This window comes from Pseudomonas inefficax (assembly GCF_900277125.1).
Classification (GTDB): Bacteria; Pseudomonadota; Gammaproteobacteria; order Pseudomonadales; family Pseudomonadaceae; genus Aquipseudomonas; species Aquipseudomonas inefficax.
In genome coordinates this window covers 44,089-68,617 of the sequence record NZ_OPYN01000038.1, presented here as the reverse complement: position 1 = coordinate 68,617, position 24,529 = coordinate 44,089, and the positions used below count along the sequence as shown (strand labels likewise).

Genomic DNA, 24,529 nt, shown 5'->3' with positions numbered 1-24,529 from the left:
CTTTACGCTCAATCAGGACTGATTATCATCTTGGCGCTCCTGCCTTGCGCTCCTTGCAAAGCCCTGATGAGACACCTGATGAGCAAGATGACCCTGACGCTGGCTTTGGTGCTGGCCCTGGCGGCCCCTGCTGCCCTGGCGCAGCCCAAGCATCAACAGAGCATGGATACCTCGCTGCTGCAGCGCCAGGACCTGGCCTACCGCTTCAGCCAGCTCGACCTGGACTCGGCTGATGGCCAGCGTCATTACCGCTTGTGGATCGGCCAACCAGACCGCCCGGCGCCAGCGGCAGGTTACCCGGTGCTTTGGATGCTCGATGGCAACGCCGCGCTGGGGGCGTTGGACAGCCTGCTGCTGGGCAAGCTTGCCGCCGGCCAGGCGCCATTGCTGGTGGCCGTGGGGTACCAGACCGATCAGCGGATCGAGCGGGTCGGGCGTACCTATGACTACACCCCGGCGCTGCCTGGGCAGGCTGAGCAGCTGGACCCGTTGACCGGGCAACCGAGCGGTGGCGTGGACGAGTTCCTCGATCTGCTGAGCGAGCGCATGCGGCCGCTGGTGGCGGGTGTGGCACCGATCGACCTGCAGCGGCAGACGTTGTGGGGGCATTCCTACGGTGGGTTGGCCGTGCTGCATGCGCTGTTCACCCGGCCTGNGGCTTTCAGTGACTACGTGGCGGCCAGCCCTTCGCTGTGGTGGCATGATGGTGCGATCATGCGTGAGGCGCAGGGGCTTGGACAGCGCTTGGGTAGCAACCAGGCTCGGTTGTTAATGATGCGTGGGAGTGAAGAGCCGGCTAACCCGCGCATACCGGTGCAAGGTGATGGAGAACGGGCGGCGCGGGAGCTGGTGGCAGACCTGGCCATGGTGCCGGGGATGCAGGTACGGTTCGAACGGTTTGACGGGCTGGGGCATGGCCCGATGTTACCGGCCTCGCTGAAGCGGGTGATTGAAGGGATGTCTCGATAATCCTGCACTGGCCTCTTCGCGGGTAAACCCGCTCCCACAATATTCCCACAGGCTTCACCTACAGTAGCAACCTGTACCATCAGGCTCCGTCTTTTCATCACAACCGGTGCCATCACAGGCTTCAACTTTTCATGGCAACCCGTGCCATCACAGGTTCCAACTTTTCATGGCAACCTGTGCCATCACAGGCTTCAACTTTTTCATGGCAACCTGTGCCATCACAGGCTTCAACTTTTTCATGGCAACTTGTGCCCCACAGGTTCACTCGATTCCTGTGGGAGCGGGTTTACCCGCGAAGAGGCCGGCACAGGCAACCCCCGTCAGCCCTTCACACACACCACCTGTCGCAAGGTGTGCACCACCTCCACCAGCTCCTGCTGCGCGCGCATCACCGCATCGATGTCCTTGTAGGCCATGGGGATCTCGTCGATCACCTCCTTGTCCTTGCGGCATTCCACATGCGCCGTGGCCCGCCGCTGGTCTTCCACGGTGAAGCGGCTCTTGGCCTTGGTCCGACTCATGAGCCGGCCGGCACCATGGCTGCAGGAACAGAACGATTCTTCATTGCCCAGCCCTCGCACGATAAAGCTCCTGGCCCCCATCGAGCCGGGAATGATGCCCAACTGCCCCTTCTGCGCCGACACCGCCCCCTTGCGCGTCACCAGCACCTCTCGGCCAAAATGCTGCTCGCGCTGCACATAGTTGTGGTGGCAGTTCACCGCTTCCAGGCTGGCCTCGAACGGCTTGCCCAGCGCCTTGCGAGCCGCGCCGACCACCGCCAGCATCATCAGCTCGCGGTTCTGCCTGGCGTAGTCCTGCGCCCACTCCACCGCTTCGACGTAGTCGGCGAAATGGCGGCTGCCTTCCTCGAAATATGCCAGGTCCTTGTCCGGCAGGTTGGCCAAGTGCTGGCGCATGTCGGCCTGGGCCAGTTCGATGAACAGGTTGCCGATGGCATTGCCTACGCCGCGGGAGCCACTGTGCAGCATGAACCAGACGCGGTCGGCCTCGTCCAGGCATACCTCGATGAAGTGGTTGCCGCCGCCCAGCGTCCCCAGGTGATGGCGGTTGTTGGTCTTCTCCAACCGCGGGTACTTGTCGGTGATGGCCTTGAAGCGTCCGGCCAACTGCGCCCAGGCCTTGTCCGCCCGGGCCGGCACATCGGCCCAGGCGCCCTGATCATGCTTGCCGAATGTCTTGCCATGCGGCACGGCCTGTTCGATGCCATTGCGCAGGCCATGCAGGTTGTCCGGCAGGTCGCGAGCGCTTAGCGACGTGCGCGCGGCGATCATGCCGCAGCCGATATCCACACCCACCGCGGCGGGGATGATCGCACCAACCGTCGGGATCACACTGCCGATGGTCGAGCCCTTGCCCAGGTGCACATCCGGCATCACCGCCAGGTGCTTGAAGATGAACGGCATCCTGGCCGTGTTGAGCAGTTGCTTGCGGGCGTCGTCTTCCACCGGTACGCCGTCGGTCCACAACTTTACCGGCTTGCCGCCGGCGACCTGGAGAATGTCCATGGGGCTGTTCCTCGAATGCATAGCCGCATGATACCGCCAAAGGTCGTAGAGCCGTGGGTTGCCAGCGGGGTGGCAATGTGCTGTATGCTTGGCGGGTCTTCAGGGCGGGGTGAAAGTCCCCACCGGCGGTAAATCGAAAGATGAGCCCGCGAGCGCCCCGGCCATGCCGGGGGTCAGCAGATCTGGTGAGACTCCAGAGCCGACGGTCATAGTCCGGATGAAAGAAGGCGTCAGGCAGGGGCCATCCGGGCGCCCTTGCGCGCGCATTTTGTTCGCCCCGAGACGTTCATCGATTTTTCACGAGGAGCGTTTCATGTCCACCAAGCATCACCCGCAATTCCCCAATGTCAGCGCTGCCATCGCCGCCTTCCAGGCCGGGCGCCCTGTGCTGCTGCTCGATGACGACGACCGTGAGGACGAAGCGGACATCATCGCCGCCGCCGAGAACATCTCGCTGCAGACCATGGCCATGATGATTCGCGATTGCAGCGGCATCGTCTGCCTGTGCCTGGACGAGGCCACCGTCGACGACCTGCAGCTGGCACCGATGGTACAGAACAACCAGGCCCGCCATGGCACCGGCTTCACCGTCACCATCGAGGCGGCGGAAGGCATTACCACCGGAGTGTCGGCGCAGGACCGCATCACCACCATTGGAGCGGCACTGCGCTCCACTGCCGACCAACGCCATATCGTCAGCCCGGGGCATGTGTTCCCGCTGCGCGCCCGCAATGGCGGGGTGCTGACCCGCCGTGGCCACACCGAGGGCTCGGTAGACCTGGCACGCCTGGCCGGGTTGCGCCCGGCGGCGGTGCTGTGCGAGTTGATGAACCCCGATGGCACGATGGCCCGTGGCGAGCAGGTGGCGGTGTATGCGCGGCAATACAATCTGCCGGTGCTGACCATCGAGGAACTGGCGCGGTACCGTGAGGCCATGCTGGAGCTGGAAGCAGAGCCAGCCTGATAGGCCTCCTCCAGGCCATTCGCGGGCACGCCCGCTCCCACAGGTTACACCACAGCCTTCAAGACCTGTGCTGTACCTGTGGGAGCGGGCGTGCCCGCGAAAGGGCCCTTGAAACCAGCAGCATTGCCCCTGAAGTTTGCTCCCCCCGCCCCGCTCTGCTAGTGTCGCGCCGTTCTGAATGCCACCGAGACAGTCGCCATGGCCCGCAAAAAAGCCTCCCTCGATTTCGAGCAATCCCTCGCAGACCTGCAAGCACTGGTCGAGCGCCTGGAGAACGGCGAGTTGTCGCTGGAAGAGTCGCTGGCCGCCTTCGAGCAAGGCATCGCCCTGACCCGCGATTGCCAGGGCGCCCTGGCCCAGGCCGAGCAGAAGGTGCAGATCCTGCTGGAACGCGATGGCGAGCTGGCTGCCCAGCCCTTCGACGCGGAGCCTGAAGCATGATCGGCACCTACCAGGCCAGCTCCCAGGCCCGGGTCGACGCCGCCCTCGAGCCGTTATTCGTCGCTCCGACCAAGGAACTCGAACGCCTTTACGCCGCCATGCGCTACAGCGTGATGAACGGTGGCAAACGCGTTCGTCCGTTGCTGGCCTACGCGGCTTGCGAAGCTTTGGGCGCCCCGGCCGAACAGGCCAACGGCGCAGCCTGCGCTGTGGAACTGATCCACGCCTACTCGCTGGTGCATGACGACCTGCCGGCAATGGATGACGACGACCTGCGCCGCGGCCAGCCGACCACCCACAAAGCCTTCGATGAGGCCTGCGCGATCCTCGCCGGCGACGGCTTGCAGAGCCTGGCCTTCAGCGCCCTGCTCGACCCGCGCCTGAGCCCGCAGGCTGACAGCATTCGCCTGGCCATGGTCCAGGCCCTGGCCAAGGCGGCCGGCCCGGCAGGTATGGTTGGTGGCCAGGCCATCGACCTGGGTTCGGTTGGCCTGAAGCTGGACCAGCAGGCGCTGGAGTTCATGCACCGGCACAAGACCGGTGCGCTGATCGAAGCCAGCGTGCGCCTCGGCGCCCTGGCCAGCGCCCGCGCCGAACAGGCGCAACTGGCTGCCCTGCAGACCTATGCACAGGCCATCGGCCTGGCGTTCCAGGTGCAGGACGACATCCTCGATGTGGAAAGCGACACCGCCACCCTGGGCAAACGCCAAGGGGCTGATATCGCCCGTGACAAACCGACCTACCCGGCGCTGCTGGGTCTGGAAGCGGCCAAGGCCTATGCGGTCGAATTGCGCGACCAGGCGCTGGTCGCACTGCAAGGCTTCGACGAAAAGGCCGAACCGCTGCGGGCCTTGGCGCGTTACATCGTCGAACGCCGCAACTAAGCAGCGACACCAATCCCTGTGGGAGCGGGTTTACCCGCGAATGCGATGTTGAGTTTACCGCCGCATTCGCGGGTAAACCCGCTCCCACAGGGGCCGCGTAAACCCGTGGTTGAATGGGCAGTATTTCCTACAATGGGGTAAACTGCCGCGTCTTCACACACCTATAACGACTCGCCTGATGCCCACGACGTTTCAAGAGATTCCCCGCGAACGCCCGGTCACGCCGTTGCTCGACCGCGCTGACACGCCTGCCGGCCTGCGCCGGCTGGCCGAAGCCGACCTGGAGACCCTGGCCGACGAACTGCGCCAGGAGTTGCTCTACACCGTGGGTCAGACCGGTGGGCATTTTGGTGCCGGCCTGGGCGTCATCGAGCTGACCATCGCCCTGCACTACGTCTTCGACACCCCCGACGACCGGCTGGTGTGGGACGTGGGCCATCAGGCGTACCCGCACAAGATCCTCACCGGGCGCCGTAACCGCATGCTCAGCCTGCGCCAGAAGGACGGCATCGCCGCCTTCCCGCGCCGCAGCGAGAGCGAGTACGACACCTTCGGCGTCGGCCACTCCAGCACCTCGATCAGCGCCGCATTGGGCATGGCCATTGCCGCCCGCCTGCAGCACAGCGAACGCAAGTCGATCGCGGTGATCGGTGACGGCGCGCTGACCGCCGGCATGGCCTTCGAGGCGTTGAACCACGCCCAGGAAGTCAACGCCGACATGCTGGTTATCCTCAACGATAACGACATGTCGATTTCGCGCAACGTCGGCGGCCTGTCCAACTACCTGGCCAAGATCCTCTCCAGCCGCACCTACGCGAGCATGCGCGAAGGCAGCAAGAAAGTGCTGTCGCGCCTGCCGGGCGCCTGGGAAATCGCCCGCCGCACCGAGGAGTACGCCAAAGGCATGCTGGTGCCGGGCACACTGTTCGAAGAACTGGGCTGGAACTACATCGGCCCGATCGACGGCCACGACCTGCCGACCATGATTGCCACCCTGCGCAACATGCGGGATCTCAAGGGCCCGCAGTTCCTGCACGTGGTGACCAAGAAGGGCAAGGGCTTCGCCCCGGCCGAGATCGACCCGATCGGCTACCACGCCATCACCAAGCTGGAGCCGGCCGACAAACCAGCCGCACCGAAGAAAGCCAGCGGCCCGAAATACTCCGCGGTGTTCGGCCAGTGGCTGTGCGACATGGCTGCCGCCGATAACCGCCTGGTGGGCATTACCCCGGCGATGAAGGAAGGCTCCGACCTGGTCGACTTCAGCGAGCGCTACCCGGAGCGTTACTTCGACGTGGCGATCGCCGAGCAGCATGCAGTGACCCTGGCGGCCGGCATGGCCTGCGAGGGCAGCAAGCCGGTGGTGGCGATCTACTCCACCTTCCTGCAGCGCGCCTACGACCAGCTGATCCACGACGTGGCGGTACAGAACCTCGACGTGCTGTTCGCCATCGACCGCGCCGGCCTGGTCGGCGAAGACGGCCCGACCCACGCGGGCAGCTACGACCTGTCGTACCTGCGCTGCATCCCGGGCATGCTGGTGATGACCCCAAGCGACGAGAACGAGCTGCGCAAGATGCTCAGCACCGGCCACCTGTACAACGGCCCGGCGGCTGTGCGCTACCCACGTGGCACCGGCCCGAACGCGCCGATCAGTGGTGATCTGGAGCCGCTGGAAATCGGCAAGGGCGTGGTCCGTCGCCAGGGCGAGAAAGTCGCCTTGCTGGTGTTCGGCGTACAACTGGCCGAGGCCATGCAGGTGGCTGAGCAGATCAAGGCCACCGTGGTCGACATGCGCTTCGTCAAACCGCTGGATGAGGCGCTGGTGCTGGAACTGGCCGCAAGCCATGAGCTGCTGGTGACCATCGAAGAAAACGCCATCATGGGCGGTGCCGGTGCGGCTGTTGGTGAGTTCCTGGCTAACCAGGCGATCGTTAAACCGCTGCTGCACCTGGGGTTGCCGGACATTTATGTCGAGCATGCCAAGCCTGCGCAGATGCTGGCTGAGTGTGGACTGGATGCGGCCGGGATCGGGGCTTCGGTGAAGGCTCGGATGGCCAGGCTCGGGCTTTGAGATTTTGGGGCCGCTTTGCGGCCCATCGCGACACAAGGCCGCTCCTACAGGGGCCATGCAGGCATCGAGCCTTGCGCAGCCACTGTAGGAGCGGCCTTGTGTTGCGATCGAGGGCGCAGCCCTCGCAGAGGCTCACCGGGGCGTTGGCGCTTTAGCCGCGAGCAACGCACACAACCGCGCCGTAGCTTCGATCATCTGCCCACTGGGCCGCTCCAGGCCTTTGTCTGGCACCACCAGTAAACGATCATCAGCCACCGCACGCAATTGCGGCCACGCCTTCCAACTCGCCAGCTGCGCTTCATCACCCGCCAGAATGACCTGCGGGTTGCGCAGCAGCACAGATTCCACATTTACCTGCGGCGCCGGCTGGGTGAGATCGGCGAAGACATTACGCGCCCCGCAAACGGCCAGGGCATCGCTGACCACCTGCTGTCCACCGAGCGTATACAGCGGTCGGTCCCAGACCTGGTAGAACACCTGCAACGGCTCGTCCCGCCGGTACTGCTGGCGCAACTGACGCAACCGCTCACGCAAGGCCTCGGCATACCGATGGCCCTGCTCGGCACGGCCGATACGTTCGGCGATGGCTTCGATCTGCTCGATCAACTGGTCGATATCATGGGGTTCTGCGCTGAAGGTGGCGATGCCCAGGCGCTTGAGCTGGTCACGTTGGGCCGGCGGCACACTGCCCGGCCACAGCAGCAACAGGTCGGGGCGAAGGCTGAGCAGGCGTTCGAGATTCAGTTGCCCCAGGCGCCCCACCGAGGGCAACTCGCGCAGCGCCGCCGGCCGTTCGCCACCGTCGAGCACACCTACCAGCAGGTCATCGGCCTGCAGTTCGAGCATGATCTCGCTCATCGACGGGGCCAGGCTGACCACCCGCAGGGGTTCGCCGGCCAATGCGGAGCAGGCGAACAGCGCCAACAGGCCGGGCAGCAGGCGCATCAGCCGAGCTGGCGTGGAATGCGATAGAGGTAAAGCACCACTGCGGTGGACAACGCCAGCAGGATCTGCGGCACCGCCTCGAGGCCGACCAGTACCGACAAAGCGGCGACCCAGGCCGGGAAGCAGGCATAAAGCATGGCCAGGCGCCGCACCCGCGCCAGCTCGATCCAGGCGGCGGGCTCTTCGCCAGTGCCGAGCACCTTTGAAGTTGCGATGAGGGCGCGCTTGTAGGCACCGAAGCGCGGCAGGCTGAGGAACATGGTCGCCGCGCCGGCAATGAACAGTGGCATGGCCAGCACCGAGGCCAGCGCATCACCGCCACCGAAGGCCCAGGCCATCACTGGCAGCGGCACCAGGCCCACCGCCAGGTACTGCCACCAGGCCAGCGCCAGGCGCCGCTTGACCTCGGTGCGGGTCACGCCTGGGGCACCTCGCCCTGATGCTCGTTACCCAGCATGTGGCCCAGCTTTCCAGCCTTCGTCGCCAGGTAGTAACGGTTGTGCGGGTTGTGCCCGGTGTGCAGCGGCACGCGCTCGGCGACGACGATGTTCATGTCGGTCAGGGCTTTGACCTTGCGCGGGTTGTTGGTCATCAGGCGCAGCGACTTCACGCCCAGGTGTTCCAGCATCGGCAGGCACATGGCGTAGTCGCGCTGGTCGGCGGCAAAGCCCAGGCGCTCGTTGGCCTCGACGGTATCGGCGCCACCATCCTGCAGCTCATAGGCGCGAATCTTGTTCAGCAGGCCGATGCCGCGGCCTTCCTGACGCAGGTACAGGAGCACGCCACGGCCTTCACGGGCGATGGCTTGTAGCGCGGCTTCCAGCTGCGAGCCGCAGTCGCAACGCTGGCTGAACAGGGCATCGCCGGTCAGGCACTCCGAGTGCAGGCGCCCCAGCACCGGCTGGCCGTCCGCGATGTCACCCAGGCTGAGCACCACGTGCTCGCGGCCGGTGGCTTCATCGAGGAAGCCATGCATGGTGAAGGTCGCGAAAGGAGTCGGGAGTTTAGAGGCGGCAACAAAGACGACGGGCACGTTGTGCTCCTGGATAAGTAGGAAATTTCTCGTGAGCCGATTGTATCAGCAGGTTGGGGGATGTGGGCTGGCTGAATACGGTGGGTTAAGATCGAAAAGTTCGATGCTTAGTAGGCCATCAATCAACCGTGCCCCACGCGGTTTCTGTGGGAGCGGGTTTACCCGCGAAGAAGCCAGCGCGGTGCCTGGCACCGGCTTCGCCGGTGTTCGCGGGTAAACCCGCTCCCACAGGGACCACACATGCCTGAGCGCTCTGCGCCTCAATGCGGTTTGCTATCCGGGCTGAACGGATACGGCTGCTGCCAGCGCTTGAAGATCGGCTTCAGCTCGCCACTGCGCACCAGCTCTGCCATGCGCTTGTCGAACAGGTCGCGCAAGGCCTTGGCCTGGTCGTTGCGGGCAAAGGCCAGGTACAGCGGCAGTTCGGCCACGTGGGTGCGGCGGAAGCGCTCGGGGTGAGAGGCCTGGCCAAGCACGTAGTCGACCTCGGTCAGCGCATCGATGTAGTAGTCCACGCGGTCATGCTCGAGCATCGGCAAAATGCCTTCGCGGCGCTGGACTTCGCGAAACTCATGCACATTGGGCAGGTAGCTGCCGAAGTCGTAGCCACGCACCCAGGCCAGGCGGTACTGGCCTATGGTCTGTTGGGTAGGCACAGGCTTGCTGACCAGGCCCAATGCGTAGATGTGGTCCATGTCGAAATGCCAGCGCGGGTACAGGTTGTCGTCGTTCTCTTCCTTGTACGAGCCTACCCAGGCGTCAGCCTCGCCACGCTTCACCAGCCCGATCGCACGGCTGTAGGGCGCGCTCTGGGTCACCACTTTGACCCCGGCCGGTTCGAACACCTTGCGCAGCACATCCCAGGCCACCCCAGTACCGTCGGCGTTGGTGTAGTCGAGCCACTCTTCGCTGACCAGGTGGATCTGCTTCGGCACACCTTCGGCAGCCGCCGCCCACGGGGCAAGGCTCAGCAGCATTGCCAGCAGCACCGTCCTCATGGCCATTCACACGCTCCCTGTATCAGGCAACCGCCCACACCAGAACCTGCATCCCCAGCCAGGCAAACACGCCGGCCAGGATATCGTCGAGCATGATCCCGACGCCCCCATGCACATGGCGGTCGACCCAGCGGATCGGCCACGGCTTGAGAATGTCGAAGAAGCGGAACATAAGGAACCCCGCCAGCAGCCACTGCCAGCCTTCCGGCACCAGCCAGAGGGTTATCCACATGCCGACGATCTCGTCCCAGACAATGCCTTCATGGTCGTGCACGCGCAGGTCATTGGCGACCTTGCCACAGAGCCAGAAGCCGAACAGCATGCTTACGCCCAGCAGCAGCCAGTAGCCCCAGTCGGGCAGCATCTGCCACAGCGGAATGAACGGTATGGCCACCAGCGAGCCCCAGGTGCCCGGCGCCTTGGGCAAGGTGCCGGAACCGAAGCCGAAGGCGATGAAGTGCCACGGGTTGCGCCAGACCGAAGGCGGAACGAACTCCGCAGGCACCTGGTTGGGGTGATCGGTCACGGTGTCTCCCTAAAATGTTGATAGCCCCGCTGCTCGGGGGTGATGTCCCGGCCTTGTGCATCACGCAGGGTCACACCCTGCCCTTCGAGCACACGACCAATGGTATGCACCTCGATGAAACCGAGGTTCGCCAGAGGCGCCAGCGCTTCGGGCGGCAAGGTGAAGGCCAGTACATAATCGTCGCCACCGCTGAGCGCTGCCTGCAATGCCGCTTCGCGACCGAGGAACGCCACTAGAGCAGGAGACACTGGTACCTGGGCCAGGTTCACCTCAAGCGCCACGCCGGACGCCTTGGCGATATGCCCGCAATCAGCCAGCAGGCCGTCGGAGATGTCCAGCGCTGCCGTCGCCCGCCCACGTAGCCACTCGCCCAGGGTAAGCTGCGGCATCGGCGACCAGTAATGGGCCAGCAGCGGCTCGGCCTGGGCAGCAGGCGCCTCGCGCTCACCCAGCACCAGCGGCAAGGCACCGGCGGCCTTGCCCAGCGTGCCGCCAACACACAGCAGGTCGCCTGGCCGGGCGCCGCTGCGGCGCAATGCCTGGCCAGCCGGCACGCGGCCGAACACGGTGACAGTGATGCTCAGCGGACCCCGGGTGGTATCCCCGCCAATCAGGCTCATACGGCAGCGGTGGGCCATGCGGCTGAGGCCATTGGCGTAGGCCGCCAGCCAGTCCGGGCCTACGTCAGGCAGGGTCAGGGCGAGGGTAAAGCCGATGGCAGTTGCGCCCATGGCTGCCAGGTCACTGGCCGCCACGGCCAGGGAGCGCTGGCCCAGCAGTAGCGGGTCGCAAACAGCAGGGAAATGCACCCCGGCGACCAGCGTGTCGGTCGACACTGCCAGGTGTTCACCGGGGGGAAGCGCCAGCAGGGCGCAGTCATCGCCGATACCCAGGGCCACGCCTTCGCCGCCCTGCGCACAGGGCGCGGCGGCGAAGTAATGGTTGATCAGCTCGAACTCACCCATGGTTCGCAAGCGCCAGGATCAGCGCTTGTTCGCCTTGACTTCTGCTTCGCGCAGGTTCGGCGCCAGCTTGTCCAGCACGCCGTTGACGAACTTGTGACCGTCGGTGGCACCGAAGACCTTGGCCAGCTCGACACCTTCGTTGATCACCACGCGGTACGGTACGTCGACACGCTTGATGAACTCCCAGGTGGACAGACGCAGCACGGCCAGCTCGACCGGGTCGAGTTCTTCCAGTGCCAGGTCCAGGCATGGCTTCAGGGCGCTGTCGATTTCGCTCTTGATCGCCGGGACCCCGTGCAGGATCTCGCGGAAATAAGCGCCATCGACATCGGAGAAATCGTTATCGACCCGGAACTGCGCTTCGATCTCGTTCAGCGAATGCTGCGCCATGTGCCACTGGTACAGCGCCTGGGTCGCGAGCTTGCGGGCTTCGCGGCGCTTGGCGCTCTTCGAGGGCTTGCCGGCATCCGCAGGTTTTGGATCGCGCGGGTTGAAACGATCGCTTTCGTCGCTAATCACTTGGCCTCCAACTGCGCCAGCAGGCTGACCATTTCCAGAGCGGACAGGGCAGCTTCAGCACCTTTGTTGCCGGCCTTGGTGCCGGAACGCTCGATGGCCTGTTCGATGGAGTCGACGGTCAGTACGCCGAAAGCCACCGGAACACCGAACTCCATGGACACCTGGGCCAGGCCCTTGGTGCATTCGCCCGCCACGTATTCGAAGTGCGGGGTACCACCACGGATCACGGCGCCCAGGGCGATGATCGCGTCGTAGGCGCCTTGCTGGGCGACCTTCTGTGCCACCAGCGGGATTTCGAATGCACCCGGGGCACGGATGATGGTGATGTCGCTTTCGCTGACACCGTGGCGTACCAGGGCATCAACTGCACCGCTTACCAGGCTTTCGACGACGAAGCTGTTGAAGCGGCCAACCACCAAAGCATAGCGACCTTTGGGGGCGATGAAGGTACCTTCGATGGTCTTCAGGGTCATTCCGATATTCTCATCTTCAAGAGCGAGGCCGCATACAAGCGGCCTCGACAGGGGTCTGGACTCGAGCAGAGGGCGTCATTGCCGCCTCAAGTCACTCGGAGGGCACGTATTCTACAACTTCCAGATCGAATCCGGATATCGCGTTGAACTTCATCGGCGAACTCATCAGGCGCATCTTGCGCACACCAAGGTCGCGCAGGATCTGCGAACCGGCACCCACGGTGCTGTAGGTGGTCGGTGCCTTGGTGGGTGCATCGCCCGCGCTTTCGCGGATGTGCGCCAGCAGCACGTCGCCGTCCAGCGGGTGGCCCAGCAGCAATACCACGCCGCTGCCGGCCTCGGCCACGGCGGCCATGGCGGCGCGCAGGCTCCAGCGGCCCGGTTGCTTGACCAGCAGCAGGTCGCGCAGCGGGTCCATGTTGTGCACGCGCACCAGGGTCGGTTCTTCGGCGCAGATCTTGCCCAGGGTCAGGGCCATGTGCACGTCGCCTTCCACCGCGTCGCGGTAGGTGACCAGGTTGAACTCGCCCAGCTCGCTCTCGACCGATTGCTCGGAGACGCGCTGCACGGTGCGCTCGTGGATCATGCGGTAGTGGATCAGGTCGGCAATGGTGCCGATCTTCAGGCCGTGCTCGGCGGCGAACACTTCCAGCTCGGCGCGGCGCGACATGGTGCCGTCATCGTTCATCACTTCGCAGATCACGCCGCTCGGCTCGAAACCGGCCATGCGCGCCAGGTCGCATGCGGCCTCGGTGTGGCCGGCACGGGCCAGGGTACCGCCAGGCTGGGCCATCAGCGGGAAGATGTGCCCAGGGCTGACGATGTCTTCGGCCTTGGCGTCCTTGGCGGCGGCCGCCTGCACGGTGCGGGCGCGGTCAGCGGCGGAGATGCCGGTGGTGACACCTTCGGCGGCTTCGATCGACACGGTGAACTTGGTGCCGAAGCCCGAGCCGTTGCGCGGCGCCATCAGCGGCAGCTTCAGCGTTTCGCAACGCTCGCGGGTCATCGGCATGCAGATCAGGCCACGGGCGTGCTTGGCCATGAAGTTGATGTGCTCGGGCAGGCAGCACTCGGCTGCCATGATGATATCGCCTTCGTTTTCGCGGTCTTCGTCATCCATGAGGATGACCATTTTGCCCTGGCGGATGTCTTCGACCAGTTCTTCGATGCTGTTGAGCGCCACGCGGCACCCCCTTCTCAATCAGGATTTCAAGAAGCCGTTGGCGGCCAGGAAGCTTTCGGTAATGCCACTGCCCTTGTTCGGTTCGGCGGCCTTGTCACCCAGCAGCAGACGCTCCAGGTAACGGGCCAGCAGGTCGACCTCAAGGTTTACCCGACGCCCTGCACGGTAGTCGGCCATGATGGTTTCGGACAGGGTGTGCGGGACAATGGTCAGCTCGAACTCGGCGCCATTGACCTCGTTGACCGTCAGGCTGGTGCCGTCGACGGTGATCGAACCCTTGTGGGCGATGTACTTGGCCAGTTCCTTCGGTGCACGCACGCGGAACTGGATGGCGCGGGCGTTATCGCTGCGCGAGATGATTTCGCCGACCCCGTCGACGTGGCCGCTGACCAGGTGCCCGCCCAGCCGGGTGGTGGGAGTCAGGGCCTTTTCCAGGTTGACCTTGCTGCCGCTCTTGAGGTCGATGAAGGCGGTGCGCTTGAGGGTTTCGACGCTGACGTCGGCCCAGAAGCCGTCGCCCGGCAGTTCGACGGCGGTCAGGCACACGCCGTTGACGGCGATGCTGTCGCCGAGCTTGACGTCACCCAGGTCGAGCTTGCCGGTTTCGACGTAGACGCGCACGTCGCCACCCTTGGGGGTCAGGCTGCGGATGGTGCCGATGGATTCGATGATGCCGGTGAACATGGGGTCTTCCTCAAAAACGGTTTGCGCGGGGCAAGCCCGGCATTATACGCCGGGCGCCGGCAAGGGGATGGCCGTGACCCGCCAGTCATCGCCCACTGCACGCATTTCGGTAATTTTCAGCCGCGGCGCTTCGCTCATCTTGTCCAGTGGCCAGTCCAGCAGCGGGCGGGCCTGGGAACCGAGGAAGGTGCCGGCGACGAACAACAGATACTCGTCGATCAGGCCTTGCCGGGCGAAGGCGCCGACCAGGCCGGCACCGGCTTCCAGCAGGATTTCGTTGACGCCACGGGTCGCCAGGGCCTGCAACAGCGCCGGCAGGTCTACCTGGTCATTGTCACCCGGCAGGCTGAGCAGTTCGTGGCCGGCAGCGGCATAGCGCGGGTCATCTGCGACAGCAGTCACCACCAGCGCCGGGCCAGCCTGGAAGAACGGGGCATCCAGCGGCAGGCGCAGGCGGCCATCGACCAGCACGCGCAGCGGTGTGCGGCTGAGTGCCAGAGCGGTGGTTTCGGCATCCAGGCCCAGCTCTGTGCCGCGCACGGTCATCCGCGCGTTATCGGCCAACACGCTGGCGGCGCTGGTCAGCACCACGCTGGAGCGGGCACGCAGGCGCTGCACCGCCGAGCGGGCGGCCGGGCCAGTGATCCACTGGCTTTCGCCACTGGCCATGGCGGTGCGGCCATCCAGGCTCATGGCCAGTTTGGCGCGAACGAACGGCAGGCCGTGCTCCATGCGCTTGAGGAAACCGGGGTTGAGTGCGCGGGCCTCGGCTTCGAGCACGCCGCTGGCCACTTCGATCCCGGCCTCGGCCAGGCGCCGCAGGCCCTGCCCCGCCACTTGCGGGTTGGGGTCCTGCATGGCGGCCACCACCCGTGCCACGCCGGCATTGACCAGCGCTTCGGCGCACGGCGGCGTGCGGCCATGGTGGCTGCACGGCTCGAGAGTGACATAGGCACAGGCGCCACGGGCACGCTCACCGGCCTGGCGCAGGGCATGCACTTCTGCATGCGGCTCGCCGGCACGCACATGCCAGCCTTCGCCGACCACCTCGCCATCGCGCACGATCAAGCAGCCAACGCGCGGGTTAGGGTGGGTGGTGTACAGGCCCTTGCGCGCCAGCTCCAGCGCGCGGGCCATGTAGTGGGCGTCGAGGATGGCAGCTTGGCTGGGCATGGTCACTCTTTAGCTGGCTCGCGGGCCAGGCGGTCGATTTCTTCGCGGAACTCGTCGAGGTCCTGGAAGCGACGGTAAACCGAGGCAAAACGGATATAGGCCACTTCGTCCAGCTTGCGCAGCTCGGCCATGACCATCTCACCCACCACCAGCGATTTGACTTCACGCTCGCCGGTGGCACGCAGGCGGCTCTTGATATGCGCCAGCGCAGCTTCCAGGCGTTCGACGCTGACCGGGCGCTTTTCAAGAGCCCGCTGCATGCCGGCACGCAGTTTTTCTTCGTCGAAGGGTTGGCGCGTGCCGTCCTGCTTGATCAGCCGGGGCAGCACCAGCTCGGCGGTTTCGAAGGTGGTGAAGCGCTCGCCGCAGGCGACGCATTCGCGGCGGCGGCGCACCTGCTCGCCCTCGGCGACGAGGCGAGAATCGATGACCTTGGTGTCGTTGGCACCGCAAAAGGGACAGTGCATGGTGGCAGGCAACAAAAAAAGGGAGGGCCATGGTAGCGCATCCCACTGGCAAGACAAGCCAAAGGGGTTAACATCCATGGGAAATCTGCCCGTGAAGGACTACCCCATGCACTACCGAGCGCTCGTCGTGCTGTGCTGCGCCGCCCTGCTCGCCGCCTGCGGCAGCGACAGGCCGAAGCCCGACACCCCTCCGGCACCCACGCCAGCCCGCACGGCCAAGCCGGCCGCAGTACTGGGCCCGCTGCCGGCCTACCAGCGCGAGCTGAGCGGCACCTTGCTGGAAATCCCGGCCGGTGCCGACGTGGAGCTGGCCTTGCTGGTCATAGACGAGCGCGACCGCCCGCAGCGCCTGCTGGCCAGCAGCAATCTCACAGGCACCGGTCAGGCCCTGCCCTACCAGCTGCGCTTCAACCCCGAGGCCTTCCCCGCCGGTGCCCGGGTCGAGTTGCGCGGCCGCGCCAGCAGCTCTGGCCAACTGATCATGCACCTGCCGCCGGTGCGCATTACCCAGGCCCAGACCCAGGCTATCGGCCCGCTGCGTTTCGAGAAGGCGCCGTAAGTGGCGCCAGTCTCCCTACAACAGCCCCTGCAACAGGCCCTCAGCGGCCTGATCGGCGAAGCGCGTCTTGTCGTCAGCGAGCTGCCCGGCTGCGACCTCAAGCTGTGGCTGATCGACGACCAGAACATGGACCGTGCCTTCAGCAGCGAAGAGACCCGGCGCATTCTTGAAGAACCGCCCTACTGGAGCTTCTGCTGGGCCAGCGGCCTGGCCATGGCCCGTTACCTGGCCGAGCACCCGGAATGGGTAGCCGGCAAGCGCGTGCTGGATTTTGGCGCCGGCTCCGGTATTGCCGGTATTGCCGCCGCCCGCGCCGGTGCGCTGGAAGTGGTGGCCTGCGACCTCGACACGCTGGCACTCGATGCCTGCCGCGCTAATGCCGCGCTGAACGGGGTGGAACTGGGTTACAGCAGCGATTTCTTCGCCGAGGAAGATCGCTTCGATCTGATCCTGGTTGCCGACGTGCTTTACGACCGCGCCAACCTGCCGCTGCTGGATGCCTTCCTCGGCCGCGGGCGCCAGGCGCTGGTGGCCGACTCGCGGGTGCGCGACTTCAGCCACCCGCTGTACCAGCAGCTGGGCGTGCTGGAAGCGCTGACCCTGCCGGACCTGGCCGAGCCGCACGAATTCCGCCGGGTCAGCCTGTACCACGCCAGCCGGGACACCTTATAGTGGTGTCATTCACGAGTTTGCGAGAGTCGCGATGACCCAAGACACGCCCTACATTTTCGACGCTACCGATGCCACCTTCCAGCAACTGGTTATCGAGAACTCCTTCCACAAACCGGTGCTGGTGGACTTCTGGGCCGAGTGGTGCGCGCCGTGCAAGGCATTGATGCCGCTGCTGGCGAAGATCACCGAGGGGTACCAGGGCGAACTGCTGCTGGCCAAGATCAACTGTGACGTGGAGCAACAGGTGGTTGCCCAGTTCGGCATACGCAGCCTGCCGACCGTGGTGCTGTTCAAGGACGGCCAGCCGGTGGACGGCTTTGCCGGTGCGCAGCCGGAATCGGCGATCCGCGCCATGCTCGAGCCGCACGTGCAACTGCCCGCCGCCCCGAGCGCATCGCCGCTGGAGCAGGCCAAGGAGCTGTTTGCCGAAAGCCGTTTTGCCGAGGCCGAAGCACTGTTGCAGGCCTTGCTGGGTGAGGACAACAGCAATGCCGAGGCGCTGATCCTGTATGCCCGTTGTCTGGCCGAGCGCGGGGAGCTGGGTGAAGCCCAGGTGGTGCTGGATGCGGTCAAAACCGACGAGCACAAGGCTGCGCTGGCCGGCGCCAAGGCCCAGCTGACCTTCCTGCGCCAGGCCGCCAGCCTGCCGGAAGTGGCCGACCTGAAAAGTCGCTTGGCACAGAACCCGCAGGATGACGAAGCGGCTTATCAGCTGAGCATTCAGCAGCTGGCGCGCCAGCAGTATGAAGCGGCGCTGGAAGGGTTGTTGAAACTGTTCCAGCGTAACCGTGGCTATGAGAACGGGTTGCCGCAGAAGGCGATGCTGCAGGTATTCGAGCTGCTGGGTGGGGACCACCCGCTGGTCGGCGTATATCGTCGCAAGTTGTCGGCGGCGATGTTCTGACCTGTACCGGCCCTATCGCCGGCAAGCCAGCTCCCACCACGACCACACCGGCCTCAAGCCATGTGCAAATACCTGTAGGAGCGGCCTTGTGTCGCGATGGGGCGCGAAGCGGCCCCAGGTTTTCAGCTTCGCAGCAAAGATTGCCGGGCCGCTGCGCGGCCCATCGCGACACAAGGCCGCTCCTACAAGAGCCAGTGCTGGCTTGAAGAGATATCCAAGACGGTTGCTGCCACCTCGACTGCATCGGTTTCAAGCCATGTGCAGTCCCTGTGGGAGCTGGCTTGCCGGCGATAGGGCCAGCACAGGCAACTTCACCCCACCCAGTGATACACCGGCGCGTCCACGCCACTTTCCACCTTCACCTCACTGCTGTGCCGCAAGCGCACCAGCAGCCGTTTACCCGCCGCCGTACTCCCGGCCAGCCCCTCCAACCGATCCAGCAATTCCGGCCCGCTCATCTGCCCTGCCAGGCGCAACACCTCACGTGCCGCAATCCATTGCCCGTCATCCTGGCGAGTTGTCGCTACGGTTTCCGTTGCTGCGGCCTGCGCCACCGCGGGCAATTCGACCTGCCGCCCCAGTTGCGCCCACTCTTCAGGCGCCAACTCGATGGTCAGATCCACAGGCCAGTCACCAATCTGTCCACGAATTCTCATGCTGCATTCCCTGAAGCCAAATCAATGCCACCATCCTACCCCAACATGAAACCTGCGCCACGCAGGCTGGCAGCATGCAGAAAAGTTGTTATAACATAACTCAATCTTCCCGCCCGCTCCGGAGTCGTCCATGCGTCGCCTGTTGCTCGCCCTGCCCTTCGCCTTGCTGCCCCTGGCCGTGGCCCATGCCCACGATGATGACCATGATCACGACCACGCCCACGGCACCCTTGGCGCCCACGAGCATGGCGTGGCCAAGCTCAATGCCGTGCTCGACGGCAACACCCTTGAGCTGGAGCTGGACAGCCCGGCAATGAACCTGGTCGGCTTCGAACATGCTGCGAGCAGCGACGCCGACAAGGCCAAGGTCGCGGCGGTGCGCCAGCAACTGGAGCAGCCACTGAAGCTGTTCGGCCTGCCCGCTGCCGCCGGCTGCAAGGAAGACCAGCAGGAACTGGAAAGCCCACTGTTCGGTGATGCCCCGAAAGCCGACGACGAGGGTGACGAACACGAGCATGGCCACCAGCACAGCGACATCGGCGCCCATTACCAGCTGACTTGCGCCAACCCCGACAATCTGGCGCAGCTGGACCTCGCTCCGCTGTTCAAGGCCTTCCCGGCCACGCAGAAGATCAACGTTCAACTGATTGGCCCCAATGGCCAGAAAGGCGTAGAAACCACGCCGGCCAAGGCCGCGGTCGCGTTCTGAATGCGCCAGCCGTTGATCGAACTGCATGAGCTGGTGTTCGCCTGGCCCGGCCAGCCGGCGCTGCTGGATATTCCGGCATTCCGCCTTGAGGCTGGCGAGGCCCTGTTTCTCAAGGGCCCCAGCGGCAGTGGCAAAACCACATTGCTGGGCCTGCTGGGCGGGGTGAACGTGCCGGGCCAGGGCCGCATCCAGCTGCTCGGCCAGGACCTCGGCAGCCTGGGCCAAGGCGCCCGTGACCGCTTCCGGGTCGACCACACCGGTTATATCTTCCAGCAGTTCAACCTGCTGCCGTTCCTCTCGGTACGCGAAAATGTCGAGCTGCCCTGCCGCTTCTCGCGCAGTCGCAAGGCCCGCGCCGAGCAGCGCCACGGCAGTGTCGACCAGGCAGCCAGCACGCTGCTGGCCCACCTGGGCCTGGACGACCCCGCCCTGCTGGCCCGGCGCGCCGACAGCCTGTCGATCGGCCAGCAGCAACGGGTTGCCGCCGCCCGCGCACTGATCGGCCAACCCGAACTGGTGATCGCCGATGAACCGACCTCGGCTCTGGATGCCGACACCCGCGAAGCGTTCATCCGCCTGCTGTTCGATGAATGCCGCGCCGCCGGTGCCAGCCTGCTGTTCGTCAGCCACGACCAGAGCCTGGCGCCATTGTTCGACCGCCACCTGTCGCTGGCCGAACTCAACCGTGCCGCCAAGCCCCGGGAGGCCTGATGTACCTGCTCCGCCTTGCCTTGGCCAGCCTGGCCAACCGCCGCTTCACTGCGTTCCTCACCGCCTTCGCCATCGCCCTGTCGGTGTGCCTGCTGCTGGCCGTGGAGCGGGTCCGTACCGAAGCCCGGGCCAGCTTCGCCAGCACCATCAGCGGTACTGACCTGATCGTCGGCGCCCGCTCCGGCTCGGTGAACCTGCTGCTGTACTCGGTGTTCCGCATCGGTAACGCCACCAACAACATCCGCTGGGACAGCTATGAGCACTACGCCAAAGATCCGCGGGTGAAATGGGCTATCCCCATCTCGCTGGGCGACTCGCACCGTGGTTATCGGGTAATGGGCACTACTGGCGACTACTTCAGCCATTACCAGTACGGCCGCCGTCAGCACCTGGAATTGAGCCAGGGTCGCGCGTTTGCCGATGATCCGTTCGAGGTGGTGCTCGGTGCCGAAGTGGCCGAGGCATTGCACTACAAGTTGGGCGACAAACTGGTGCTGGCGCATGGTGTCGCAGCTATCAGCCTGGTCAAGCACGACGACAAGCCGTTCACCGTGGTCGGTGTGCTCAAGCGCACCGGCACGCCGGTAGACCGCACGCTGCATATCAGCCTGGGCGGCATGGAGGCCATCCACATCGACTGGCACAACGGCGTGCCGGCTCGTGGCGCCGGGCGTATCAGCGCCGAGCAGGCAAGGACCATGGACTTGCAACCTGCCGCCATCACTGCGTTCATGCTCGGCCTGAACAGCAAGATCGCGACCTTCAGCCTGCAGCGGGAAATCAATGAATACCGCAACGAGCCGTTGCTGGCGATCCTGCCAGGGGTAGCCCTGCAGGAGTTGTGGAGCCTGATGGGCACTGCGGAGCAGGCATTGTTCGTGGTGTCGCTGTTCGTGGTACTGACCGGCCTGATCGGCATGCTTACGGCAATTCTCACCAGCCTCAATGAACGCCGCAGGGAGATGGCGATATTACGCTCGGTTGGCGCCAGGCCGTGGCATATCGCGGGGCTGCTGGTGCTGGAGGCGCTGTCGCTGGCGGCGGTCGGGATCGCCGCCGGGCTTGGTTTGCTGTATGCGGGTATCGCCTTGGCACAGGGGTATGTGCAGGCCAACTATGGTTTGTATTTGCCGCTGGCCATGCCGAGCGCTCATGAATGGACCTTGCTGGCTATCATCCTGGGAGCCGCGCTGCTGATGGGCAGCGTGCCGGCATGGCGGGCCTATCGGCAGTCGCTGGCCGATGGCTTGTCCATTCACCTCTGAGGGCGTGCAATGATCAGAAACCTCACCGCCTTCTTCGCGGGCACGCCCGCTCCCACAGGCCTTTCACAAGGTTCGAAGCCTGTGGTGAACCCTGTGGGAGCGGGCATGCCCGCGAAGAGGCCAGCACTGCATACGCTGCTGATCCTGCTGCTGACAGTAGCGATGCCTCTGTGGGCCGCGGAGCCCCGCGAACTGGACTGGCCCGCCCTCATCCCCGAAGGCGCCCCGCTCATCCAGCCCCAACTCGCCCCACTGCACGACATGTCGCAACTCAGCAACGCGCTGTCCGCCGAGTCCGCCCCAGCGGCGCGCCAGCAGGCTCCCGATGCCCCGGTGGTAAAAAGCCTCGACGGCCAGCAGATCAAACTGCCCGGCTACATCGTGCCGCTGGAAGTGAGCGAAGAAGGCCGCACCACCGAGTTCCTGCTGGTCCCCTACTACGGCGCGTGCATCCACGTGCCACCACCACCTTCGAACCAGATCGTGCATATTTTCAGTGAAATGGGCGTGCGCGTAGAAGACCTCTACCAGCCCTACTGGATCGAGGGAAAGCTGCAGGTCAGAGCCTCCAGCAGCGAACTGGCCGATGCCGGCTACCAGATGGAAGCCGAAAAAATATACGCTTATGAGCTGAGATGAGAACTGTTTCGAATTCGTGACGACGCTTCTTTGAGCTGGGTCAAACTTTCTGTTTAACCGCATCCGTACCATTGGACTACTCGATTACTCACGTCCTTTGGGAGCTTCCATGAACAAGTCCTTGCTCAGCGCCGCCCTCGCGGCCCTGGCGCTCGCTGCCCCTGTCGCCCAAGCCCACCAGGCAGGCGATGTCATCGTCCGTGCCGGTGCCATTACCACCGCTCCCAACGAAAGCAGCGGCGACCTGAAGTTCGACGGCAACAAAGTCTCGGGCACCAAGGCGACCCTGGACAGCGACACCCAGCTGGGCCTGACCTTCGCCTACATGCTCACCGACCACATCGGCCTGGAGCTGCTGGCAGCCACCCCGTTCAAGCACACCGTCGGCGTCAAAGGCCTGGGCGGCGGCCTGGACGGCAAGCTGGCCGACATCAAGCAACTGCCACCGACCCTGTCGCTGCAGTACTACCCGATGGAGCCGACTTCCAAGTTCCAACCGTATGCCGGTGTCGGCATCAACTACACCCTGTTCTTCGATGAAGACCTCAGCAGTGCACGCAAGCAGCAGGGTTTCAGCAACCTGAAGCTGCAGGACTCGGTCGGCATCGCCGGTCAGCTGGGCATGGACTACATGATCACCGACAACCTGCTGGTCAACGCCTCGGTCTGGTACGTCGACATCGACACCAAGGCCAGCGTCAACGGCCCGTCCGCACTGGGCTACAGCAAGACCAAGGTCGACGTCGAGGTCGACCCATGGGTGTACATGGTCGGCCTTGGCTACAAGTTCTGACCTGAACACTGCAGGGCGGCTTCGGCCGCCCTCGTGCGTTGCAGCCATAGCCAGTACCCCAGTGCGACCGCGCTGATGCCCATCCCAAGCCCACACACCGCTGCCCAACCCCAATGGGCATACACCCAACTCGCCAGCACCGCCCCCGCTCCACTTCCAAGCGAATAACAACACATGTAGGCGCCGATCAACCGGCTGGCCATTGCGCCACGCCCGGCCAGCAGCATGCTCTGGTTGGTGACATGCACCGCCTGCACGGCAAAGTCCAGCATCAGCACACCCAACCCGAACGCCACCAGTGAATGCCCGACGAAGGCCGTAGGCAGCCATGACAACACCAGCAGAGCCAACGCCACCCCGGTGGTCCGTTCCCCCAGCCCCTGGTCGGCCAGGCGACCGGCGCGCGCTGCCGCCAAGGTGCCGGCAACACCCGCCAGGCCGAACAGGCCGATCTCGGTATGGCTCAGCGCCAGTGGCGCAGCACTCAGGGGCATGACCATGGCACTCCAGAGCACGCTGAACGCAGCGAAGATCAACACGCCGAACAGCCCGCGCTGACGCAGCAACCGGTCGTTCCGGTACAGCCTGAACTGGGCAACGATCAGCGCCCGGTAGCCAGACCGCAGCGCCACTGGTTGCCCTGTGGGCAGGCTGCGCCACAGCACCAGGGCCAGCAATATCAACAGCCCTGCGGCGATCAGGTACACGCTGCGCCAGCCAGCCAGGTCGGCAAGGCCACCCGAGACCAGCCGTGCCAGCAGAATGCCCAGCACTATGCCGCTGGTGACGGTACCCACGGCCTGCCCCTGCTGGCCGGGAGTGGCGAGGCTTGCTGCATGCGCCACCATTACCTGCACCATGACCGCCATCAGCCCGGTGATGGCCAGGGCCAGCAGCAATAGTGCCCAGTTGGGTGCGATGCCTACACCAACCAGCGCCACGGCCGAGAACAGCAACTGCCCGAGCAACAGGCGCTTGCGGTCGATCAGGTCCCCCAGCGGCACTATCAGCAACAACCCCAGGGCATAGCCCGCCTGGGTCGCGCCAACTACCCAACCGATCTGCTGCTGTGCCACGCCCAGGTCAGTGGCCATCGACTCGAGCAGAGGCTGGGCGAAATACACTGTCGCCACGGCCATGGCGCTGGTGATGGCCAGCAACAGGGTTATCCAGCGTGTCAGTGTAGGGTTCATCGGGCTGGCCTCGTCAATCTGGTTTCGAATTGAAACCACATACTGGCTATTTAGCAAATGTGGTTTTAATCTGCAACCAGGTGATCACAGAAGGCTCTGCACATGCTCAATGAAAACAATGCGCAATGCCCTGTAGCCAGGGCCCTGGAGGTACTGGGAGACCGTTGGGCGCTAATGATCCTGCGTGACGCCTTTGATGGCTTGCGGCGCTTCAGTGAGTTCCAGAAGAACCTGGGGCTGGCGAAGAATATCCTCGCCTCACGGCTGAAGTGGCTGGTGGAGAGCGGGCTGCTGACGCTACAGCCGGCGTCGGATGGCAGTGCTTACAAGGAGTATGTGCTGACCGAGAAAGGGCGATCGGTGTTTCCGGTGGTGGTTGGCTTGAGGCAATGGGGGGAGCGGTTTCTGTTCGAGGCGGGTGAGTTGCGTTCGGAGTTGGTGGACGGTGATACGGGGCAGGCGCTGGAAACATTGCAGGTGCGGGCCCGGGATGGGCGGGTGCTGGCGGCAGGGGATTGCCTGCGGAAAGTGGTGCGGCATTCGTGATTCTGGGGCTGCTGTGCAGCCCAATCGCCGGCAAGCCAGCTCCCACAGGGACCGCGTA

At 64.7% G+C, this 24,529-nt stretch carries 29 protein-coding genes and 1 riboswitch; of the genes, 14 read left to right on the top strand and 15 right to left on the bottom strand.

Features of this window, described 5'->3' with window-relative positions:
* Positions 1 to 78 precede the first annotated feature (78 nt).
* Positions 79 to 969: an alpha/beta hydrolase gene (locus JV551A3_RS04145; RefSeq protein WP_133978356.1), complete on the top strand. Its 891-nt coding sequence runs from the start codon at positions 79 to 81 to the stop codon at positions 967 to 969.
* A 320-nt stretch (positions 970 to 1,289) separates the two neighbouring features.
* Here the strand turns inward: JV551A3_RS04145 and JV551A3_RS04140 are convergent, their stop codons facing one another.
* On the bottom strand, positions 1,290 to 2,495 hold the full coding sequence (locus JV551A3_RS04140; protein ID WP_133970068.1) for an RtcB family protein: 1,206 nt from the start codon (positions 2,493 to 2,495) through the stop codon (positions 1,290 to 1,292).
* Positions 2,496 to 2,586: 91 nt separating this feature from the next.
* Positions 2,587 to 2,728: riboswitch (FMN riboswitch) on the top strand.
* An 80-nt stretch (positions 2,729 to 2,808) separates the two neighbouring features.
* Here JV551A3_RS04140 and ribB point away from each other — a divergent pair.
* From ribB to dxs, 4 genes are all read left to right on the top strand, one after another.
* A complete protein-coding gene (ribB, locus tag JV551A3_RS04135) occupies positions 2,809 to 3,459 on the top strand; it encodes a 3,4-dihydroxy-2-butanone-4-phosphate synthase (protein WP_133970067.1) in 651 nt (216 codons plus the stop codon).
* Positions 3,460 to 3,657: 198 nt separating this feature from the next.
* Complete coding sequence (locus JV551A3_RS04130) at positions 3,658 to 3,900, top strand: exodeoxyribonuclease VII small subunit (protein WP_003255380.1); 243 nt, start codon at positions 3,658 to 3,660, stop codon at positions 3,898 to 3,900.
* Positions 3,897 to 4,784, top strand: a complete 888-nt coding sequence (gene ispA, locus JV551A3_RS04125) for a (2E,6E)-farnesyl diphosphate synthase (protein WP_133970066.1) — start codon at positions 3,897 to 3,899, stop codon at positions 4,782 to 4,784. The genes JV551A3_RS04130 and ispA overlap by 4 nt, the downstream gene beginning before the upstream one ends.
* 178 nt (positions 4,785 to 4,962) lie before the next feature.
* Complete coding sequence (dxs, locus tag JV551A3_RS04120) at positions 4,963 to 6,858, top strand: 1-deoxy-D-xylulose-5-phosphate synthase (protein ID WP_133978354.1); 1,896 nt, start codon at positions 4,963 to 4,965, stop codon at positions 6,856 to 6,858.
* A gap of 132 nt (positions 6,859 to 6,990) precedes the next feature.
* Here the strand turns inward: dxs and JV551A3_RS04115 are convergent, their stop codons facing one another.
* From JV551A3_RS04115 to nrdR, 12 genes are all read right to left on the bottom strand, one after another.
* On the bottom strand, positions 6,991 to 7,803 hold the full coding sequence (locus tag JV551A3_RS04115) for a cobalamin-binding protein (protein ID WP_133978352.1): 813 nt from the start codon (positions 7,801 to 7,803) through the stop codon (positions 6,991 to 6,993).
* Complete coding sequence (locus JV551A3_RS04110; protein WP_133970063.1) at positions 7,803 to 8,222, bottom strand: MFS transporter; 420 nt, start codon at positions 8,220 to 8,222, stop codon at positions 7,803 to 7,805. The genes JV551A3_RS04115 and JV551A3_RS04110 overlap by 1 nt, the downstream gene beginning before the upstream one ends.
* Entirely contained in the window at positions 8,219 to 8,836 is a 618-nt protein-coding gene (gene ribA / locus JV551A3_RS04105) for a GTP cyclohydrolase II (protein WP_003260612.1), read from the bottom strand. The genes JV551A3_RS04110 and ribA overlap by 4 nt, the downstream gene beginning before the upstream one ends.
* 260 nt (positions 8,837 to 9,096) lie before the next feature.
* Positions 9,097 to 9,840 (bottom strand): substrate-binding periplasmic protein, encoded by a 744-nt coding sequence (locus JV551A3_RS04095; RefSeq protein ID WP_133970061.1) that lies wholly within the window; start codon positions 9,838 to 9,840, stop codon positions 9,097 to 9,099.
* A gap of 16 nt (positions 9,841 to 9,856) precedes the next feature.
* The gene (locus tag JV551A3_RS04090; RefSeq protein WP_004376077.1) at positions 9,857 to 10,360 is read right to left on the bottom strand and encodes a phosphatidylglycerophosphatase A family protein; all 504 of its coding nucleotides are present in this window, start codon (positions 10,358 to 10,360) and stop codon (positions 9,857 to 9,859) included.
* Positions 10,357 to 11,325 carry a thiamine-phosphate kinase gene (thiL, locus tag JV551A3_RS04085; RefSeq protein ID WP_112254095.1) on the bottom strand — a complete coding sequence of 323 codons (969 nt, stop codon included), beginning with the start codon at positions 11,323 to 11,325 and terminating at the stop codon, positions 10,357 to 10,359. Before thiL ends, JV551A3_RS04090 begins: the two co-directional genes overlap by 4 nt.
* Positions 11,326 to 11,343: 18 nt before the next feature.
* On the bottom strand, positions 11,344 to 11,844 hold the full coding sequence (gene nusB / locus JV551A3_RS04080) for a transcription antitermination factor NusB (protein WP_013970674.1): 501 nt from the start codon (positions 11,842 to 11,844) through the stop codon (positions 11,344 to 11,346).
* Positions 11,841 to 12,317: a 6,7-dimethyl-8-ribityllumazine synthase gene (ribH, locus tag JV551A3_RS04075; RefSeq protein WP_003255395.1), complete on the bottom strand. Its 477-nt coding sequence runs from the start codon at positions 12,315 to 12,317 to the stop codon at positions 11,841 to 11,843. Before ribH ends, nusB begins: the two co-directional genes overlap by 4 nt.
* 91 nt (positions 12,318 to 12,408) lie before the next feature.
* Positions 12,409 to 13,500 (bottom strand): bifunctional 3,4-dihydroxy-2-butanone-4-phosphate synthase/GTP cyclohydrolase II, encoded by a 1,092-nt coding sequence (gene ribBA, locus JV551A3_RS04070; RefSeq protein WP_021783930.1) that lies wholly within the window; start codon positions 13,498 to 13,500, stop codon positions 12,409 to 12,411.
* Between the two features lie 18 nt (positions 13,501 to 13,518).
* Positions 13,519 to 14,184: a riboflavin synthase gene (locus JV551A3_RS04065; protein ID WP_112254094.1), complete on the bottom strand. Its 666-nt coding sequence runs from the start codon at positions 14,182 to 14,184 to the stop codon at positions 13,519 to 13,521.
* Positions 14,185 to 14,226: 42 nt separating this feature from the next.
* Complete coding sequence (ribD, locus tag JV551A3_RS04060) at positions 14,227 to 15,357, bottom strand: bifunctional diaminohydroxyphosphoribosylaminopyrimidine deaminase/5-amino-6-(5-phosphoribosylamino)uracil reductase RibD (RefSeq protein WP_133970060.1); 1,131 nt, start codon at positions 15,355 to 15,357, stop codon at positions 14,227 to 14,229.
* A gap of 2 nt (positions 15,358 to 15,359) precedes the next feature.
* Positions 15,360 to 15,824 (bottom strand): transcriptional regulator NrdR, encoded by a 465-nt coding sequence (gene nrdR / locus JV551A3_RS04055; protein ID WP_003255402.1) that lies wholly within the window; start codon positions 15,822 to 15,824, stop codon positions 15,360 to 15,362.
* 106 nt (positions 15,825 to 15,930) lie between these two features.
* Between nrdR and JV551A3_RS04050 the strand changes: the two genes are divergently transcribed.
* From JV551A3_RS04050 to trxA, 3 genes are read left to right on the top strand one after another with little or no spacing between them, the layout of a single operon-like run.
* Positions 15,931 to 16,383, top strand: a complete 453-nt coding sequence (locus JV551A3_RS04050; protein WP_024086181.1) for a YbaY family lipoprotein — start codon at positions 15,931 to 15,933, stop codon at positions 16,381 to 16,383.
* Positions 16,384 to 17,055, top strand: a complete 672-nt coding sequence (locus JV551A3_RS04045; RefSeq protein ID WP_133970059.1) for a class I SAM-dependent methyltransferase — start codon at positions 16,384 to 16,386, stop codon at positions 17,053 to 17,055.
* A 31-nt stretch (positions 17,056 to 17,086) separates the two neighbouring features.
* Complete coding sequence (trxA, locus tag JV551A3_RS04040; protein WP_133970058.1) at positions 17,087 to 17,959, top strand: thioredoxin; 873 nt, start codon at positions 17,087 to 17,089, stop codon at positions 17,957 to 17,959.
* A 311-nt stretch (positions 17,960 to 18,270) separates the two neighbouring features.
* On the opposite strand, the gene JV551A3_RS04035 is transcribed toward trxA, so the two are convergent.
* On the bottom strand, positions 18,271 to 18,615 hold the full coding sequence (locus JV551A3_RS04035) for a hypothetical protein (RefSeq protein WP_133970145.1): 345 nt from the start codon (positions 18,613 to 18,615) through the stop codon (positions 18,271 to 18,273).
* A gap of 130 nt (positions 18,616 to 18,745) precedes the next feature.
* On the opposite strand from JV551A3_RS04035, the gene JV551A3_RS04030 reads away from it, so the two are divergent.
* The 5 genes from JV551A3_RS04030 (at position 18,746) to JV551A3_RS04010 (ending at position 22,732) form a co-directional block, all read left to right on the top strand.
* Positions 18,746 to 19,324 (top strand): DUF2796 domain-containing protein, encoded by a 579-nt coding sequence (locus tag JV551A3_RS04030; protein ID WP_133970144.1) that lies wholly within the window; start codon positions 18,746 to 18,748, stop codon positions 19,322 to 19,324.
* On the top strand, positions 19,325 to 20,035 hold the full coding sequence (locus JV551A3_RS04025; RefSeq protein ID WP_133970143.1) for an ABC transporter ATP-binding protein: 711 nt from the start codon (positions 19,325 to 19,327) through the stop codon (positions 20,033 to 20,035). It abuts the gene before it with no gap.
* A complete protein-coding gene (locus JV551A3_RS04020; RefSeq protein WP_112254086.1) occupies positions 20,035 to 21,300 on the top strand; it encodes an ABC transporter permease in 1,266 nt (421 codons plus the stop codon). Before JV551A3_RS04025 ends, JV551A3_RS04020 begins: the two co-directional genes overlap by 1 nt.
* A gap of 126 nt (positions 21,301 to 21,426) precedes the next feature.
* The gene (locus tag JV551A3_RS04015; RefSeq protein ID WP_133970142.1) at positions 21,427 to 21,939 is read left to right on the top strand and encodes a DUF3299 domain-containing protein; all 513 of its coding nucleotides are present in this window, start codon (positions 21,427 to 21,429) and stop codon (positions 21,937 to 21,939) included.
* Positions 21,940 to 22,048: 109 nt separating this feature from the next.
* Complete coding sequence (locus JV551A3_RS04010; protein WP_133970141.1) at positions 22,049 to 22,732, top strand: OmpW/AlkL family protein; 684 nt, start codon at positions 22,049 to 22,051, stop codon at positions 22,730 to 22,732.
* Here the strand turns inward: JV551A3_RS04010 and JV551A3_RS04005 are convergent.
* Positions 22,720 to 23,925 (bottom strand): MFS transporter, encoded by a 1,206-nt coding sequence (locus tag JV551A3_RS04005; protein WP_133970140.1) that lies wholly within the window; start codon positions 23,923 to 23,925, stop codon positions 22,720 to 22,722. The two genes, JV551A3_RS04010 and JV551A3_RS04005, sit on opposite strands and share 13 nt — an antisense overlap.
* A 102-nt stretch (positions 23,926 to 24,027) precedes the next feature.
* On the opposite strand from JV551A3_RS04005, the gene JV551A3_RS04000 reads away from it, so the two are divergent.
* Positions 24,028 to 24,471 carry a winged helix-turn-helix transcriptional regulator gene (locus tag JV551A3_RS04000; RefSeq protein WP_133970139.1) on the top strand — a complete coding sequence of 148 codons (444 nt, stop codon included), beginning with the start codon at positions 24,028 to 24,030 and terminating at the stop codon, positions 24,469 to 24,471.
* Positions 24,472 to 24,529: the final 58 nt, after the last annotated feature.